The following is a 15,228-nucleotide window of genomic DNA, read 5'->3' as shown; positions in this document are numbered from 1 at the left end:
GAGGAAAAATGAGACGCCGATGAGTTGATGTGATTAAACGCAACGGCATGTTCTCCCTGACACTGTATCAACTGCCAGGCGTGTGGCCAGGGCAGGCAGTGAACTACCCTTCAAGGAGAAAATTATGGGATTGCAAAAAACACTGGCGCTCAGCGCCGTGGCGGCAGGAATCATGTTGAGCTTATCCGGTGCGCAGGCCGCGCCGCTGCTTAGCAGTAGTGAGCCAATGACCATCAACGCCAGCGATCTGGCGGCGAAAGAGAAAGCGCTGACGGATTTTCCGTTAATGGAGGCAGTGAAATCCTCTATCCAGACGTTGGATAACAGCGCGGTCGAACAAATCGAACCGGGGCGCGCCGCTAACCCGGCAAACGTAAAACGCGTTGAAAGTATTCTGAAAGAGGCCGACTGGGATTATCTGTTCCCGATGCGCGCGCCGGAATACACTTACTCTAACTTCCTGAAAGCGATAGGTAAATTCCCGGCGGTTTGTGGTACCTACACCGATGGACGCGATAGCGACGCTATCTGCCGTAAAACCCTGGCTACTATGTTTGCGCATTTTGCCCAGGAGACGGGCGGTCACGAAAGCTGGCGTGACATTCCAGAATGGCGTCAGGCGCTGGTCTATCTGCGCGAAGTCGGCTGGACTGAAGGGCAGAAAGGCGGCTACAACGGCGAATGTAACCCGGATGTATGGCAGGGCCAGACCTGGCCGTGCGGTAAAGATAAGGACGGCGATTTCCTCAGCTATTTTGGTCGCGGGGCAAAACAGCTTTCTTATAACTACAACTATGGGCCTTTCTCTGACGCGATGTATGGCGACGTTCGCCCTCTGCTGGATAAACCCGAGCTGGTGGCGGATACCTGGATGAACCTGGCGAGCGCCGTCTTCTTCTTTGTGTATCCGCAGCCGCCGAAGCCGTCTATGCTACATGTGATTGACGGTACCTGGCAGCCAAACGATCGCGATAAAGCAAACGGCCTGGTATCAGGTTTCGGCGTCACCATTCAAATCATCAATGGCGGCGTGGAGTGCGGCGGCGCAGATGAGAATGCGCAGTCGCTTAACCGTATCGCCTACTACAAAGAGTTTGCCAACTACCTGAAAGTGCCGGTGCCGGCGGACGAAGTGTTGGGCTGTAAAAAGATGAAGCAGTTCGATGAAGGCGGCGCTGGCGCGTTACCGATCTATTGGGAACAAGACTGGGGCTGGAGCGCCGATACTGCGGACGGTAAAACCTATTCCTGCCAGTTAGTGGGATATCAGACGCCGTATACCGCCTTTAAAGAGGGCGACTACACAAAATGTGTACAGCATTATTTCAACGTTAATGTCGTCGATGATAACGGAACCACTGAACCGGATGTCACGCCAACTCCGGCGCCAGTGACGGATGAAAACGTGGCGCCAGTCGCGCGCATTGCCGGACCGGTCGGGGCGGTGGAAGCTGGTAGCCCGGTTTCACTCAGCGCGGAAGGATCGACCGACGCGAATGGCGACAAGCTCACCTATACCTGGATGTCGCAGGATGGCAAAACGCTGAGCGGTCAGGATAAAGCCGTTGTGATTTTCAACGCGCCGGATGTCACTCAGAACACCCAGTATGTGGTGAATCTGACCGTTAGCGACGGTACGCTCTCCAGTACAGCGGTTTATACGCTGAATGTGAAAGCGAAGGCCGCCGCTGCGGATGACGAAGATAAGACCACCAGCTACCCTGCCTGGAGCAGCAGCCAGAAATGGAATCCGGGCGACATCGTTAACAGTAATGGCGCATTGTACCAGTGCAAACCGTTCCCGGAAGGCTCATGGTGTAATGTTGCGCCTGCCTACTATGAGCCCGGCGTAGGGATTGCCTGGGCCGATGCATGGAACGCATTGTAATAAGATAAATCCTGTCGGTGCTTTGCATCGGCAGGATTGTTACTATGCTTATCTCAGGTTTTTTCAGGAGAAAGCATGAACATCATCGCCATTATGGGGCCGCACGGGGTTTATTATAAAGATGAACCCATCAAGGAGCTTGAGCGTGCATTACAATCCCTGGGATTTCAAATTATCTGGCCGCAAAATAGCGTTGACTTGTTGAAGTTTATTGAACATAACCCGCGCATCTGCGGCGTTATTTTTGACTGGGATGAATACAGTCTCGACCTTTGTAGCGAAATCAACCAGCTAAATGAATACCTTCCTCTCTACGCCTTTATCAATACCAACTCCACGCTGGACGTTAGCGTTCACGATATGCGCATGGCGCTGTGGTTTTTTGAGTATGCATTGGGGCTGGCTGAAGATATCGCGACGCGCATTCATCAATATACAAACGAATATCTCGATAATATTACGCCGCCGTTTACCAAAGCGCTTTTTACCTACGCCAAAGAAGGAAAATATACCTTTTGTACGCCGGGTCATATGGCGGGAACGGCGTATCAGAAAAGCCCGCCAGGCTGTCTGTTTTATGACTTTTTTGGCGGCAATACCTTAAAGGCCGATGTGTCGATTTCGGTGACTGAACTAGGATCGTTGCTGGATCACACCGGGCCGCATCTGGAAGCGGAAGAGTATATCGCCCGTACTTTTGGCGCCGAGCAGAGTTATATGGTGACGAACGGTACGTCGACCTCAAATAAAATTGTCGGTATGTATGCCGCGCCTGCGGGAAGTACGCTACTTATTGATCGTAATTGCCATAAATCGCTGGCGCATTTGCTGATGATGAGCGATGTGGTGCCTCTCTGGTTGAAGCCGACGCGCAATGCGCTCGGTATTCTCGGCGGTATTCCTAAGCGTGAATTTACCCGCGACAGCATTGCGCGTAAGGTGGCGGAAACCGCGCAGGCGCAATGGCCGGTTCATGCGGTTATCACCAATTCGACTTACGATGGTCTGCTGTATAACACTAACTGGATCAAGCAGATGCTGGACGTTCCCTCGATCCATTTTGATTCCGCCTGGGTACCCTATACCCATTTCCATCCGATCTACCAGGGGAAAAGCGGGATGAGCGGCGATCGGGTGCCCGGAAAAGTGATTTTCGAAACGCAATCCACCCATAAAATGCTGGCGGCTTTTTCGCAGGCGTCGCTTATTCATATCAAAGGGGAATATGACGAAGAGACGTTTAACGAAGCGTTTATGATGCACACTTCCACATCGCCGAGCTATCCCATTGTCGCCTCTATCGAGACCGCGGCGGCGATGCTGCGCGGCAATCCAGGGAAAAGATTGATTAATCGTTCGGTGGAGCGGGCGCTCCATTTTCGTAAAGAGGTACAGCGGCTACGTGAAGAGTCCGATAGCTGGTTCTTTGATATCTGGCAGCCGGAAGAGGTTGATGAGGCCGAATGCTGGCCGGTCACGCCGGGAGAAACCTGGCATGGCTTCGCCGATGCCGATGACGATCATATGTTTCTCGATCCGGTTAAGGTGACAATCCTGACGCCGGGGATGGATGAACAGGGCAACATGAGCGAAGAGGGGATACCCGCCGCGCTGGTGGCGAAGTTCCTCGATGAGCGAGGCGTGGTGGTGGAAAAAACCGGGCCGTATAATCTGCTGTTTTTGTTCAGCATAGGGATTGATAAGACCCGTGCGATGGGGCTGCTGCGCGGACTGACGGAATTTAAACGCGCCTACGATCTTAACCTGCGCGTCAAAAATATGTTGCCGGATCTGTATGCGGAAGATCCGGATTTTTATCGCAATATGCGCATTCAGGATCTGGCGCAGGGGATCCATAAACTGATCCGCCAGCACGATCTTCCGGGGCTGATGCTGCGGGCGTTCGAGGTTTTACCGGAGATGATCATGACCCCGCACCAGGCCTGGCAGCGTCAGATCAAAGGCGAGGTGGAAACCGTGGCGCTCGATCAACTGCCAGGGCGCGTTTCCGCGAATATGATCCTGCCTTATCCGCCAGGCGTTCCGCTGTTGATGCCCGGCGAGAGGATCACGCAACAGAGTCGGGCCGTGCTCGATTTTCTGCTGATGCTCTGCTCGATTGGCCAGCATTATCCCGGTTTTGAAACGGATATTCACGGTGCGAAACGGAATGAAGACGGGGTGTACCAGGTACGAGTCTTAAAACACGCCTGTTAGCTTGCCTGACGGGAATGTGACGAGTAACGTACTGATAATCAATAAAGGAGACGCTATGCTGGGATTAAAACAGGTTCATCACATCGCGATCATTGCGACAGACTATGCGGTGAGCAAGGCGTTTTACTGCGATATTCTGGGGTTCGATCTGCTAAGCGAAGCCTGGCGGGAAGAGCGTGACTCATGGAAGGGCGATTTGGCGCTAAACGGGCAGTATGTGATTGAGCTTTTCTCTTTTCCCTTCCCTCCGGCGCGTCCAAGCCGACCTGAAGCCTGCGGCCTGCGCCATCTGGCTTTCAGCGTGGAAAATGTGGAAAACGCCGTTGCGCATCTGGAAAAGCATCAGGTTAAGTGCGAACCGATACGCATCGATCCGTATACCGGGAAGCGCTTTACTTTTTTCAACGATCCGGACGGTTTACCGCTTGAGCTGTATGAGCAGTAAGGCTTGTCATTAAGACGCTCGCCAGGTAACGTTGCCGGGCTAAGTCACTATAAGCATGGATCATGACCACTCTCACGTTGAATACCTCGTTACTCTCTTCTCGCCGTATTCTGGCTGCCTTTAGCGGCGGCCTGGATTCTACGGTGCTGTTGCATCAACTGGTGTTGTGGCGAGAACGCCATCCTGACGTCACGCTGCGTGCTATCCATATTCATCACGGTTTAAGCCCTCATGCTGATAGCTGGGTGCGGCATTGCGAAACCGTATGCGAACGCTGGCAGGTTCCGCTGGTAGTGGAGCGGGTGACGCTGGCGGATAATGGCCTGGGTATCGAGGCCCATGCGCGTGAAGCGCGCTACCGGGCGTTCGCACAGACGCTATTGCCTGGCGAAGTGCTGGCAACCGCGCAGCACCTTGACGATCAGTGTGAAACGTTTCTGCTGGCGTTAAAGCGCGGCAGCGGTCCGGCCGGACTTTCCGCGATGGGAGAACGCTCGCCTTTTGCCGGAACTCTGCTTCTTCGCCCGCTGTTGAGAGAAACGCGGAAGACGCTGGAACAGTGGGCTGTGCGTCATGGCTTATGCTGGATTGAAGATGAAAGCAATCAGGATGACGCCTACGATCGCAATTTTTTACGCCTGCGCGCGCTTCCGCTCTTACAGCAGCGCTGGCCGCATTTTCCTGCGGCGGTAGCCCGTAGTGCGACGCTCTGCGCCGAGCAAGAAAGGCTGCTGGACGAGCTTCTGGCCAGCGATCTTACTGACTGTATCACGGCGGAGGGAACATTGCGGCTCTCTCCATTAATGTCGATGAGCGATGTACGGCGGGCGGCGATTTTGCGTCGCTGGCTGGCGATGCGTAATGCGCCGATGCCCTCTCGCGACGCGCTGGAACGTATCTGGCAGGAGGTGGCGCTGGCGCGCGACGATGCCTCTCCCTGTTTACGCTTTGGCGATCACGAGATTCGCCGTTACCAGTCGCAACTGTGGTGGATTAAATCCGTGGCCGGACAACACGAAACGACGGTCGCCTGGCCCGTCTGGCAAACACCGCTGGCGCTGCCTGCCGGCTTAGGGACGGTACAGCTCGTTCCTGGTGGCGAACTGCGCCGACCGCGAGAGGAAGAATCCGTCAGCATTCGTTTTAAAGCGCCAGGCGTGTTACATATTGTCGGGCGTAACGGTGGACGTAAATTAAAGAAAATCTGGCAGGAGCAGGGGATCCCGCCCTGGCGACGAGATACCACGCCGCTGTTGTTTTACGGCGAAACGCTGATTGCGGCTGCGGGTGTTTTTGTGACGCGTGAGGGAGCAGCAGAAGATAAAGAAGGGGTGAGTCTGGTTTGGCATGCCTGATGGCGCTGCGCTTATCAGGCCTGCGTATCGCATGGAACGTAGGCCGGATAAGGTGCTTGCACCACCATCCGGCAACAAAATACTCAGGATTCGCTAACTACCACGGTACCAATTTCCGGGTGGCTGAAACTGGCGATTTTATCGAGACGAAGCTCACAAGACTCGCCGGAAACTTCGGCAAGCAGATATTCTACGTTTTTACGTAAGATCAAATCGTTCGCTTTTGCCTGCAAAACCTCGCCATCTTTTAACGTTAGCGTCAGTATTAAATGATGCATGCAGGCAAGCTCAAGACTATCGTAGTCATCGCAATTAATGGGTTGATACGTTTCATTCATTGACATAATCGCTCACCAGTAAGTTCGCGGCAGCATAAGCTGCCTTTTCCCTGACCGACTCTGAAAGGGCGCTATCTGCCGCCACTTCATTAAGCACTTTCAATACACAACCCAGCGCATCCGGGACATACCCTAAGTCTCCGCTGGCGATTTCCGCATACCGCTTGCGTACTAACTCACAATATTTTTCCACATGCCCTCCTGTCAGCATTCTGACTTAACCGTGGATGCAAGTCTAAGCCTACGAAGTTAAATCTTGTTTAGCAAGGTGACTATACCATACTCATTTGCGCAATATCAGCGCCTGACGCGAGTGGGTAAAAGATTCGTTAACAGCCTTTTAGCGCGGTTTTCGCTACAATGGGCGCCTGATTCGAAAGGAGTTTTCTCATGGCGCTTAAAGCGACAATTTATAAAGCCGTCGTCAATGTGGCTGACCTTGATCGCAACCGGTTTCTGGATGCGGCATTGACGCTGGCGCGTCACCCTTCTGAAACGCAGGAGCGCATGATGCTGCGCCTGTTGGCATGGATAAAATATGCTGATGAACGGTTGCAGTTTACACGCGGGCTCAGCGCGGAAGATGAGCCGGAGGCCTGGCTGCGTAACGATCATCTGGGCATCGATCTCTGGATAGAGCTGGGGCTGCCGGATGAGCGCCGTATTAAGAAAGCCTGTACTCAGGCGAGCGACGTCGCGCTCTTTGCTTATAACTCCCGGGCGGCGCAAATCTGGTGGCAGCAGCATCAAAGCAAGTGCGCGCAGTTCGCTAACCTGTCCGTCTGGTATCTGGATGACGGGCAACTGGCGCAGCTCAGTGAATTTGCCGATCGTACCATGACGCTACAGGCGACGATTCAGGACGGCGCAATCTGGCTTTCTGATGCTCGGAATAATCTGGAAATACAGCTAACCGCCTGGCAACAGCCCTCATGATTGCCATCTCCCGGACGGTCTCCATAGCCGATAATGAGCTGGAAATTACGGCCATTCGCGCGCAGGGCGCGGGTGGTCAGCACGTAAATAAGACCTCTAGCGCGATTCATTTGCGCTTTGACATTCGGGCCTCTGGCCTGCCAGAGTATTATAAACAGCGTTTGCTGACGGCCAGCCACCATCTGATAAGCGATGATGGCGTCATTATCATTAAGGCGCAGGAGTTCCGGAGCCAGGAGCTCAACCGGGACGCGGCTATCGCCAGGCTGGTTGCCGTCATAAAAGAATTAACCGCGGAGCAGAAAAGCCGTCGCGCAACCCGTCCGACGCGTGCCTCGAAAGAGCGCCGTTTGTCCTCAAAGGCGCAAAAATCTTCTGTAAAGGCGCTTCGCGGCAAAGTTCGTCGTCCACTGGATTGACGGGCAGGAATAGCAATTTCATAAGGATTTTATGGTGAGAACAGCAATATTGTCAGTAGCGGCAGCCTGTACGCTATTTGCATTGATAGGGTGTAATAACCGTGCGGAAGTTGACGCCCTGCAACCTGCGCAGGCGGCGGAATTAAAACCCATGCAGCAAAGCTGGCGCGGCGTGCTGCCCTGTGCGGATTGTGAAGGTATTGAAACGTCACTATTTCTGGAAAAAGACGGCACATGGGTGATGAACGAGCGCTATCAGGGCGTGCGTGAAGAACCTTCCTCTTTTGCGTCATACGGTACCTGGGCGCGGACGGCGGATAAACTGGTGTTAACCGACAGCAATGGCGAGAAATCGTATTATCGCGCGAAAGGCAATGCGCTGGAGATGCTCGACAGAGAAGGCAATCCGGTGGCTTCGCAGCTTAATTATACGCTTGTGCCTGTTACCGCCAGCCTGCCGGTAACGCCAATGCCGCTGCGTGGTATGTATGTATACAGGGCCGATGCGGCGACCTTTACCGATTGTGCGACCGGAAAACGGCTCCCGGTCGCCAGTAACGCCCAGCTTGAGCGCGGCTATCTGACGGCGAAAAGTGAAGCGGAAAAACCGGTGCTGCTGACGGTAGAAGGGCATTTTGTGTTTGCCGCGAACCCGGACACGGGCGAGCCGGTAAAAATGCTAATAGCCGATAAAAATGCGAAGTTTACGCCGGGTAAAGATTGCACCCACTAATAAAAGGCCTCGCAGGGTGCGAGGCCTTTACATATCTGTCGGGTGGCGCCGGGCAATCCCAACAAAATGTCGTTTAGCCTTTAATCGCCTTGACCAGATAATCAACGATATCGCCGGTTTTAATCAGCGATTTTTCACCGCTGCGACGGTATTTATACTCAATATCGTCGTTATCCAGGTTGCGATCGCCAATCACGATAGTATGTGGAATACCAATCAGCTCCATATCGGCAAACATCACGCCCGGGCGCTCTTTACGGTCGTCCATCAGCACTTCAATGCCCTGCGCGCGCAATTCGCTGTACAGCTTTTCCGCCAGCTCCTGCACACGGAAGGATTTGTGCATATTCATCGGCAGAATAGCGACCTGGAAAGGCGCAATGGCGTCAGGCCATACAATGCCGCGCTCGTCAAAGTTCTGCTCGATAGCCGCGGCAACGACACGTGTTACGCCGATACCATAGCAGCCCATTGTCAGGATCTGGTTACGGCCATCTTCACCCTGAACGGAGGCTTTCAGCGCTTCTGAGTACTTGGTACCTAACTGGAAGATGTGGCCCACTTCGATACCGCGTTTGATAAGCAACGTTCCCTGACCATCCGGACTCGGATCGCCGGCGACTACGTTACGGATGTCGGCAACAACAGGCGTCGCCACATCGCGATCCCAGTTAATACCAAAGTAGTGTTTACCGTCGATGTTGGCGCCAGCGGCAAAATCGCTCATGGCGGCAACGGTGCGATCGATGATGACCGGAATCGGCATATTGACCGGGCCGAGGGAGCCAGGGCCAGCATTAATTACGGCGCGAATCTCTTCTTCGGTAGCGAAGGTCAGCGGGCTGGCAACGTGCGGCAGTTTTTCCGCTTTAACTTCATTCAGTTCATGATCGCCGCGAACCAGCAGAGCCACCAGCGGAGACTTGCTGTCTTTCACCGCTTTCACCAGCAGCGTTTTTACCGTTTTTTCAATTGGCAGGTTGAATTGTTCCACCAGCTCCGCGATGGTTTTGGCATTTGGCGTATCGACCAGAGTCATTTCCTGCGTCGCCGCTGCGCGCGGCGTTTGCGGCGCGATAGCTTCTGCCAGTTCAATGTTAGCCGCGTAATCAGAAACATCAGAGAAAACGATATCGTCTTCGCCGCTTTGCGCCAGCACCTGGAATTCATGCGAGGCGTTGCCGCCGATAGAACCGGTATCGGCCTGTACCGCGCGGAAATCCAGCCCCATACGGCTGAAGATACGGCTATACGCGGCGTACATGGCGTCATAGGTTTCCTGCAACGACTCCTGAGAGGTGTGGAAAGAGTAAGCATCTTTCATCAGGAATTCGCGCGAACGCATCACGCCAAAGCGCGGACGCACTTCATCACGGAATTTGGTCTGGATTTGGAAGAAGTTCAGCGGCAACTGCTTATAAGAGCTGAGTTCATTACGCACCAGATCGGTGATAACTTCTTCGTGGGTCGGGCCGAGTACGAACGGACGCTCGCCACGGTCGACAAAACGCAGCAGTTCCGGACCGTACTGTTCCCAACGACCACTCTCTTGCCACAGGTCGGCTGGCTGAACGACTGGCATCGACACCTCGATAGCACCGGCGTTGTTCATCTCTTCACGCACGATGTTTTCGACTTTTTTCAGGACGCGCAGGCCGGTCGGCAGCCAGGTATATAACCCGGAGGCGAGCTTGCGGATCATCCCGGCGCGCAGCATCAGCTGGTGGCTGATAACCTCGGCGTCGGCAGGTGTCTCCTTCAGAGTGGAGAGCAGGTATTGGCTAGTACGCATGTTGTTACGGTTCCAGTTGAACGATCGAACAGGCTCAATGTGAGCCTGATACAAAAAAAGTGATTTAGTTTACCAGCGTGCAAGAGATGTCAAAAGAGAAGGGCGTGAAATTACTGTGGTTCCAGCGCAAACACTTCAAATCCCGAGTTAACCACACGCCAGCGCACGTTAAAATCATGCAGCCAGACGGCATAGGTTTTGCCCGTCTCTTCACCCTTACGATAAGCCGGGCGAGGATCTTGCGCCAGCACATCGCAAATAAATGTCCGTAGCTGCGGATAACGCCTTTCCAGCGTCGTAAGCTGTTGAGCCACCTCAGCGGTAAAACTCACGGGCATTTCAGCTATCGGCGCCTGTTGCGCATAGCTGGCGGCGGCGTCCGGTAAGGCCTCGGCAAACGGTAAATACGGTTTGATATCCACCACCGGCGTGCCATCCACCAGATCCAGACTGCCTAATTTCAGAATTACGCTCTCTTTCCGGCACTCGATACCTTTTAGCGCAACGAGCGACATGCCAATCGGATTGGGGCGGAACGTGGAGCGCGTGGCAAAAACGCCCATTCTGGCGTTACCGCCAAGACGGGGCGGACGAACTGTCGGCCGCCAGCCGCCGTCCATCGTCTGATGAAAAACGAAAAGCACCCACAAATGGCTGAACGCTTCCAGGCCGCGAACGGCATCGGCCTGGTTGTAAGGCGCTATCAGATGCAGTTCGCCGCAGGCGCTTTTGACCAGACCAGGCTGGCGCGGAACGGCGAATTTTTCTTTATAGGGGGAGCGAATAACGCCGATTTGTTCAAACTGAAAGCTGCTCATTTCGCCGAAATATTCAGGGCGGACCCGATACAAACCGCCTGACGATAGCAGCCTGGCGTGCCGCTGGTAATTTCACAGCTGTGCAGCAGGACGGCGTTGGCTTTCATTTTAGATGCATTAATCTGCATACGCTTGCGCGCAGTTGGAATGTTAGGCGGAGAGTCTTGATTTGTCGCCTGGCAGGATTCGCCGCTAACCTCGCCAAGATCGCGGAAAGGTTTGCCGACTAAGTCTTCAGCATTGGTGTAAATCCTGACGGGAGCGGCACGCGGCGCTTTAGGTTTCTCCGGCTCCGCTTTTGGCGGGGTTGCGGTGCTTTGAACGGGTTCAACAGGGGATCTGCTTAGCATGGAACAACCGCCCAGCATGAGTGCCAATAAACAGATCGGTAAAGCACGCATAATATTTCCTCAATGAATGTTCTAATTGCCAGATATTGAATCAGGAGCTTGCATAAATGACAAGACGGGCAATAGCCCGTCCTGAATAATATTACAGATTGTGGAATCAGCCTAAAACTTACCAGCCTTTCACCGCACCGCCATTAAAAACTTTATTTGCGGCTTCGTACACTTCATCAGACTGATAAGCCTGAACGAATTTTTTCACATTCTCGGCGTCTTTGTTATCTTCACGCGTCACGATCAGGTTAACGTACGGAGAATCTTTATCTTCAACGAAGATACCGTCTTTCGCTGGCGTCAGGCCAATCTGGCTGGCGTAAGTCGTATTGATGACCGCTAACGCGATCTGCGCGTCATCCAGCGAACGCGGCAACTGCGGCGCTTCCAGCTCAACAATTTTCAGATTTTTCGGGTTTTCCACGATATCCAGCGAGGTAGGAAGCAGACCAACGCCGTCTTTCAGTTTAATCAGCCCTACTTTTTGCAGCAGCAGCAGGGAACGACCAAGGTTGGTCGGGTCGTTAGGCACAGCGACCTGGGAACCGTCCTTGAGCTCATCCAGAGATTTGATTTTTTTGGAATATCCTGCAATGGGATAGACAAAAGTCTTACCAACGGAAACCAGTTTGTAGCCGCGATCTTTGATTTGCTGATCCAGATACGGTTTGTGCTGGAAGGCATTGGCATCGATATCGCCTTTGCTCAGCGCTTCATTAGGCAGAACATAATCATTAAAGGTCACCAATTCCACGTCCAGGCCGTATTTTTCTTTCGCGACTTTCTGCGCGACTTCGGCAACTTGCTGCTCTGCGCCAACGATTACGCCGACTTTAATATGATTCGGATCTTTTTCATCCTGACCGCAACCCGCAAGTGCCAGAGAACCAATCAGAGCACCCACTGCCGCAAAGGTTTTGAATTTGAACGCCATGCTTATTTCCTTAATGAGTATTTGTGTTGTGTTTAACGTTACTTATGCGTGACAGCCCTGACGATGCGATCGCCGGATAACTGAATTAAATAAACCAGAACGACAAGTAATACCAGCACCGTATTCATCACGGTAGCATTGTATCCAATATAACCGTACTGATAGCCGATTTGACCGAGACCGCCTGCGCCGACGGCGCCGCCCATTGCGGAGTAACCGACCAGGGTGATCAGTGTAATGGTTGCCGCATTCACCAGACCAGGCAGCGCTTCCGGTAAAAGGATTTTACGTACAATTTGCAGCGGCGTGGCGCCCATCGCTCGCGAGGCTTCAATCAGCCCGGCAGGGATCTCTAACAACGCATTTTCCACCATACGGGCGATAAAAGGCGCGGCGCCGACGGTCAGCGGTACAATCGCGGCCTGCAAACCAATGGAGGTGCCGACAATTATTCGGGTAAAAGGAATCATCCACACCAACAGGATGATAAAGGGAATCGAGCGGAAAATATTGACCACCGCAGAGAGGGAGCGATACAGCCTGGCGTTCTCCATAATCTGCCCCGGGCGCGTAACATACAGCAATACGCCAACCGGCAGGCCAATCACGAAACCGAAGAAACCGGAGACAAAGGTCATCGCCAACGTTTCCCAAACGCCACGAACCAGTAACCACATCATTGCCTCAGACATAACCCAGTACCTCTACTTTCACATGGTGATCCTGCAGCCAGGCAATTGCGGCTTGCGTCTCTTCTTGTGTGCCGTGCATTTCCGTTAGCATAATGCCGAACTTCACACCGCCCGCGTAATCCATCTGCGCGCTGATAATATTATTGTTCACGTTGAAACGACGCGCGGTTTCAGAAAGCAGCGGGGCATCCACAGACTGTCCGGTGAATTCCATGCGCAGCATCGGCACGCTGTCAGTTTCCGGCGACGCTTTCAAACGCGCCTGGTAATCTTCCGGAATGTCCAGGTGCAGAGTGGACTGAATAAACTTCTGCGCCAGCGGCGTTTTAGGATGCGAGAAGACTTCGCTGACCGTATCCTGCTCAATAAGCTCGCCATTACTGATGACGGCAACGCAGTCGCAGATACGTTTCACGACATCCATTTCATGAGTGATAAGCAGAATCGTCAACCCCAGACGACGGTTGATATCTTTCAGCAATCCCAGAATCGAACGGGTCGTCGCGGGATCAAGCGCGCTGGTGGCTTCATCGCACAGCAACACTTTTGGATTACTGGCTAACGCGCGGGCAATCGCGACACGCTGTTTCTGACCGCCGGAAAGATTTGCCGGATAGCTGTCGTGCTTGTCGCCAAGACCGACTAAATCCAGCAGCTCTGTGACACGGTGTTTGATCTCTTCCTTTGGTGTGTTATCCAGTTCCAGCGGCAACGCGACGTTGCCAAACACGGTACGGGAAGAGAGCAGGTTAAAATGTTGGAAAATCATGCCGATTTGACGGCGAGCTTTGGTCAACTCAGACTCTGAAAGCGTTGTCAGCTCCTGACCGCCGACCTGAACGCTACCTTCGGTTGGACGTTCAAGTAAGTTTACGCAGCGGATAAGCGTACTTTTACCGGCGCCGGAGGCGCCGATGACGCCGTAAATTTGTCCGGCAGGGACATGCAGGCTGACATTGTTCAGCGCCTGAATAGTGCGCGCCCCCTGCTGGAACACTTTGGTAATATTCGAAAGTTTAATCATTGATTCTTTATTATCGTAATGAAATGAGCGGAGGCATTTTCGTCTGCCTAATACGGTCAACGCCGTCAACAGAATGGATGTTAAGGCATCCAGACGTCTAAATCAATCAGGCTTTATACGATGAGCACTTTCTTGCCTGCTGAAACATGCGATACTAGCGCCACTTGCTTTACTCAGGAGCTATAAAAGGTGGCAAAGTCTGTACCCGCAATTTTTCTCGACCGTGACGGCACCATTAATGTGGATCACGGCTACGTACATGAAATCGATGCATTCGAGTTTATAGACGGTGTTATTGACGCGATGCGCGAGCTAAAAAAAATGGGCTATGCGCTGGTGGTGGTGACGAACCAGTCCGGAATCGCGCGCGGCAAATTCACTGAGGCGCAGTTTGAAACGTTAACCGAATGGATGGACTGGTCGTTGGCGGATCGCGATGTTGATTTGGACGGCATCTATTATTGTCCTCACCATCCGCAGGGCAGCATAGAAGAGTTCCGTCAGGTATGTGATTGCCGCAAGCCGCATCCAGGAATGCTTATCTCGGCGCGTGATTTCCTGCATATCGATATGGCGGCTTCTTATATGGTGGGAGACAAGCTGGAAGATATGCAGGCGGCAGCGGCGGCAAATGTCGGGACAAAAGTGCTGGTGCGTACGGGCAAACCGGTCACGGCAGAAGCAGAAAACGCGGCGGACTGGGTGTTAAACAGCCTTGCCGATCTGCCATCGGCGATAAAAAAGCAGCAAAAATAAGCGTTATGGATAAAAGATGAGCGGTTAAAACAAAAATGCATTTTTCCGCTTGTCTTCCTGAACCGACTCCCTATAATGCGCCTCCATCGACACGGCGGATGTGAATCACTTCACACAAACAGCCGGTCGGTTGAAGAGAAAAATCCTGAAATTCAGGGTTGACTCTGAAAGAGGAAAGTGTAATATACGCCACCTCGCGACGGTGAGCTGCAAGCCGCGTCGCACCTGCTCTTTAACAATTTATCAGACAATCTGTGTGGGCACTCGAAGATACGGATTCTTAACGTCGCAAGACGAAAAATGAATACCAAGTCTCTGAGTGAACACGTAATTCATTACGAAGTTTAATTCACGAGCATCAAACTTTTAAATTGAAGAGTTTGATCATGGCTCAGATTGAACGCTGGCGGCAGGCCTAACACATGCAAGTCGAACGGTAACAGGAAGCAGCTTGCTGCTTTGCTGACGAGTGGCGGACGG

Annotated in this window: 16 protein-coding genes and 1 rRNA gene; 9 read left to right on the top strand and 8 right to left on the bottom strand. The window is 53.0% G+C overall.

Features of this window, described 5'->3' with window-relative positions; translation table 11 throughout:
• The first annotated feature begins 124 nt into the window (after positions 1-124).
• From ABVM99_RS17865 to tilS, 4 genes are all read left to right on the top strand, one after another.
• Entirely contained in the window at positions 125-1,888 is a 1,764-nt protein-coding gene (locus tag ABVM99_RS17865) for a chitinase (RefSeq protein WP_000524168.1), read from the top strand.
• 75 nt (positions 1,889-1,963) lie between these two features.
• Entirely contained in the window at positions 1,964-4,105 is a 2,142-nt protein-coding gene (ldcC, locus tag ABVM99_RS17860) for a lysine decarboxylase LdcC (RefSeq protein WP_001021042.1), read from the top strand.
• 55 nt (positions 4,106-4,160) lie between these two features.
• Positions 4,161-4,550, top strand: a complete 390-nt coding sequence (locus ABVM99_RS17855) for a VOC family protein (RefSeq protein WP_000901086.1) — start codon at positions 4,161-4,163, stop codon at positions 4,548-4,550.
• A 62-nt stretch (positions 4,551-4,612) separates the two neighbouring features.
• The gene (tilS, locus tag ABVM99_RS17850; protein ID WP_000210056.1) at positions 4,613-5,905 is read left to right on the top strand and encodes a tRNA lysidine(34) synthetase TilS; all 1,293 of its coding nucleotides are present in this window, start codon (positions 4,613-4,615) and stop codon (positions 5,903-5,905) included.
• Between the two features lie 83 nt (positions 5,906-5,988).
• Here the strand turns inward: tilS and rof are convergent, their stop codons facing one another.
• Together rof and ABVM99_RS17840 are read right to left on the bottom strand one after the other, a co-directional pair.
• Positions 5,989-6,249 carry a Rho-binding antiterminator gene (gene rof / locus ABVM99_RS17845; RefSeq protein WP_000062330.1) on the bottom strand — a complete coding sequence of 87 codons (261 nt, stop codon included), beginning with the start codon at positions 6,247-6,249 and terminating at the stop codon, positions 5,989-5,991.
• On the bottom strand, positions 6,236-6,436 hold the full coding sequence (locus ABVM99_RS17840; RefSeq protein WP_001518678.1) for a YaeP family protein: 201 nt from the start codon (positions 6,434-6,436) through the stop codon (positions 6,236-6,238). The genes rof and ABVM99_RS17840 overlap by 14 nt, the downstream gene beginning before the upstream one ends.
• 197 nt (positions 6,437-6,633) lie before the next feature.
• Here ABVM99_RS17840 and ABVM99_RS17835 point away from each other — a divergent pair, with 197 nt between their 5' ends.
• From ABVM99_RS17835 to nlpE, 3 genes are read left to right on the top strand one after another with little or no spacing between them, the layout of a single operon-like run.
• Positions 6,634-7,179, top strand: a complete 546-nt coding sequence (locus tag ABVM99_RS17835) for a YaeQ family protein (RefSeq protein ID WP_001185319.1) — start codon at positions 6,634-6,636, stop codon at positions 7,177-7,179.
• Positions 7,176-7,598 (top strand): alternative ribosome rescue aminoacyl-tRNA hydrolase ArfB, encoded by a 423-nt coding sequence (gene arfB, locus ABVM99_RS17830; RefSeq protein ID WP_000560523.1) that lies wholly within the window; start codon positions 7,176-7,178, stop codon positions 7,596-7,598. Before ABVM99_RS17835 ends, arfB begins: the two co-directional genes overlap by 4 nt.
• Positions 7,599-7,629: 31 nt before the next feature.
• Positions 7,630-8,331 (top strand): envelope stress response activation lipoprotein NlpE, encoded by a 702-nt coding sequence (nlpE, locus tag ABVM99_RS17825; RefSeq protein WP_000252578.1) that lies wholly within the window; start codon positions 7,630-7,632, stop codon positions 8,329-8,331.
• A gap of 73 nt (positions 8,332-8,404) precedes the next feature.
• Here the strand turns inward: nlpE and proS are convergent, their stop codons facing one another.
• The 6 genes from proS to metN all read right to left on the bottom strand — a co-directional run bounded on the left by proS (position 8,405) and on the right by metN (position 13,992).
• A complete protein-coding gene (proS, locus tag ABVM99_RS17820; RefSeq protein WP_001260683.1) occupies positions 8,405-10,123 on the bottom strand; it encodes a proline--tRNA ligase in 1,719 nt (572 codons plus the stop codon).
• A 110-nt stretch (positions 10,124-10,233) separates the two neighbouring features.
• On the bottom strand, positions 10,234-10,941 hold the full coding sequence (gene tsaA / locus ABVM99_RS17815) for a tRNA (N6-threonylcarbamoyladenosine(37)-N6)-methyltransferase TrmO (RefSeq protein ID WP_000093985.1): 708 nt from the start codon (positions 10,939-10,941) through the stop codon (positions 10,234-10,236).
• Complete coding sequence (rcsF, locus tag ABVM99_RS17810) at positions 10,938-11,342, bottom strand: Rcs stress response system protein RcsF (protein ID WP_001202315.1); 405 nt, start codon at positions 11,340-11,342, stop codon at positions 10,938-10,940. The genes tsaA and rcsF overlap by 4 nt, the downstream gene beginning before the upstream one ends.
• 118 nt (positions 11,343-11,460) lie before the next feature.
• Entirely contained in the window at positions 11,461-12,276 is an 816-nt protein-coding gene (metQ, locus tag ABVM99_RS17805; RefSeq protein ID WP_000874215.1) for a methionine ABC transporter substrate-binding lipoprotein MetQ, read from the bottom strand.
• A gap of 38 nt (positions 12,277-12,314) precedes the next feature.
• A complete protein-coding gene (locus tag ABVM99_RS17800) occupies positions 12,315-12,968 on the bottom strand; it encodes a methionine ABC transporter permease MetI (protein WP_001287486.1) in 654 nt (217 codons plus the stop codon).
• A complete protein-coding gene (gene metN, locus ABVM99_RS17795) occupies positions 12,961-13,992 on the bottom strand; it encodes a methionine ABC transporter ATP-binding protein MetN (protein ID WP_023194922.1) in 1,032 nt (343 codons plus the stop codon). Before metN ends, ABVM99_RS17800 begins: the two co-directional genes overlap by 8 nt.
• Before the next feature lie 189 nt (positions 13,993-14,181).
• Here metN and gmhB point away from each other — a divergent pair, with 189 nt between their 5' ends.
• Both gmhB and ABVM99_RS17785 read left to right on the top strand, forming a co-directional pair.
• Complete coding sequence (gmhB, locus tag ABVM99_RS17790) at positions 14,182-14,748, top strand: D-glycero-beta-D-manno-heptose 1,7-bisphosphate 7-phosphatase (protein ID WP_001140158.1); 567 nt, start codon at positions 14,182-14,184, stop codon at positions 14,746-14,748.
• Positions 14,749-15,116: 368 nt separating this feature from the next.
• Positions 15,117-15,228 (top strand): 16S ribosomal RNA (locus ABVM99_RS17785); the annotation flags it as partial.

It is taken from the genome of Salmonella sp. SJTUF15591 (assembly GCF_043356435.1).
Lineage (GTDB): Bacteria > Pseudomonadota > Gammaproteobacteria > Enterobacterales > Enterobacteriaceae > Salmonella > Salmonella enterica.
Note: the sequence above shows the minus strand (reverse complement) of the source record. Positions and strands in the feature narration are given on the sequence as shown.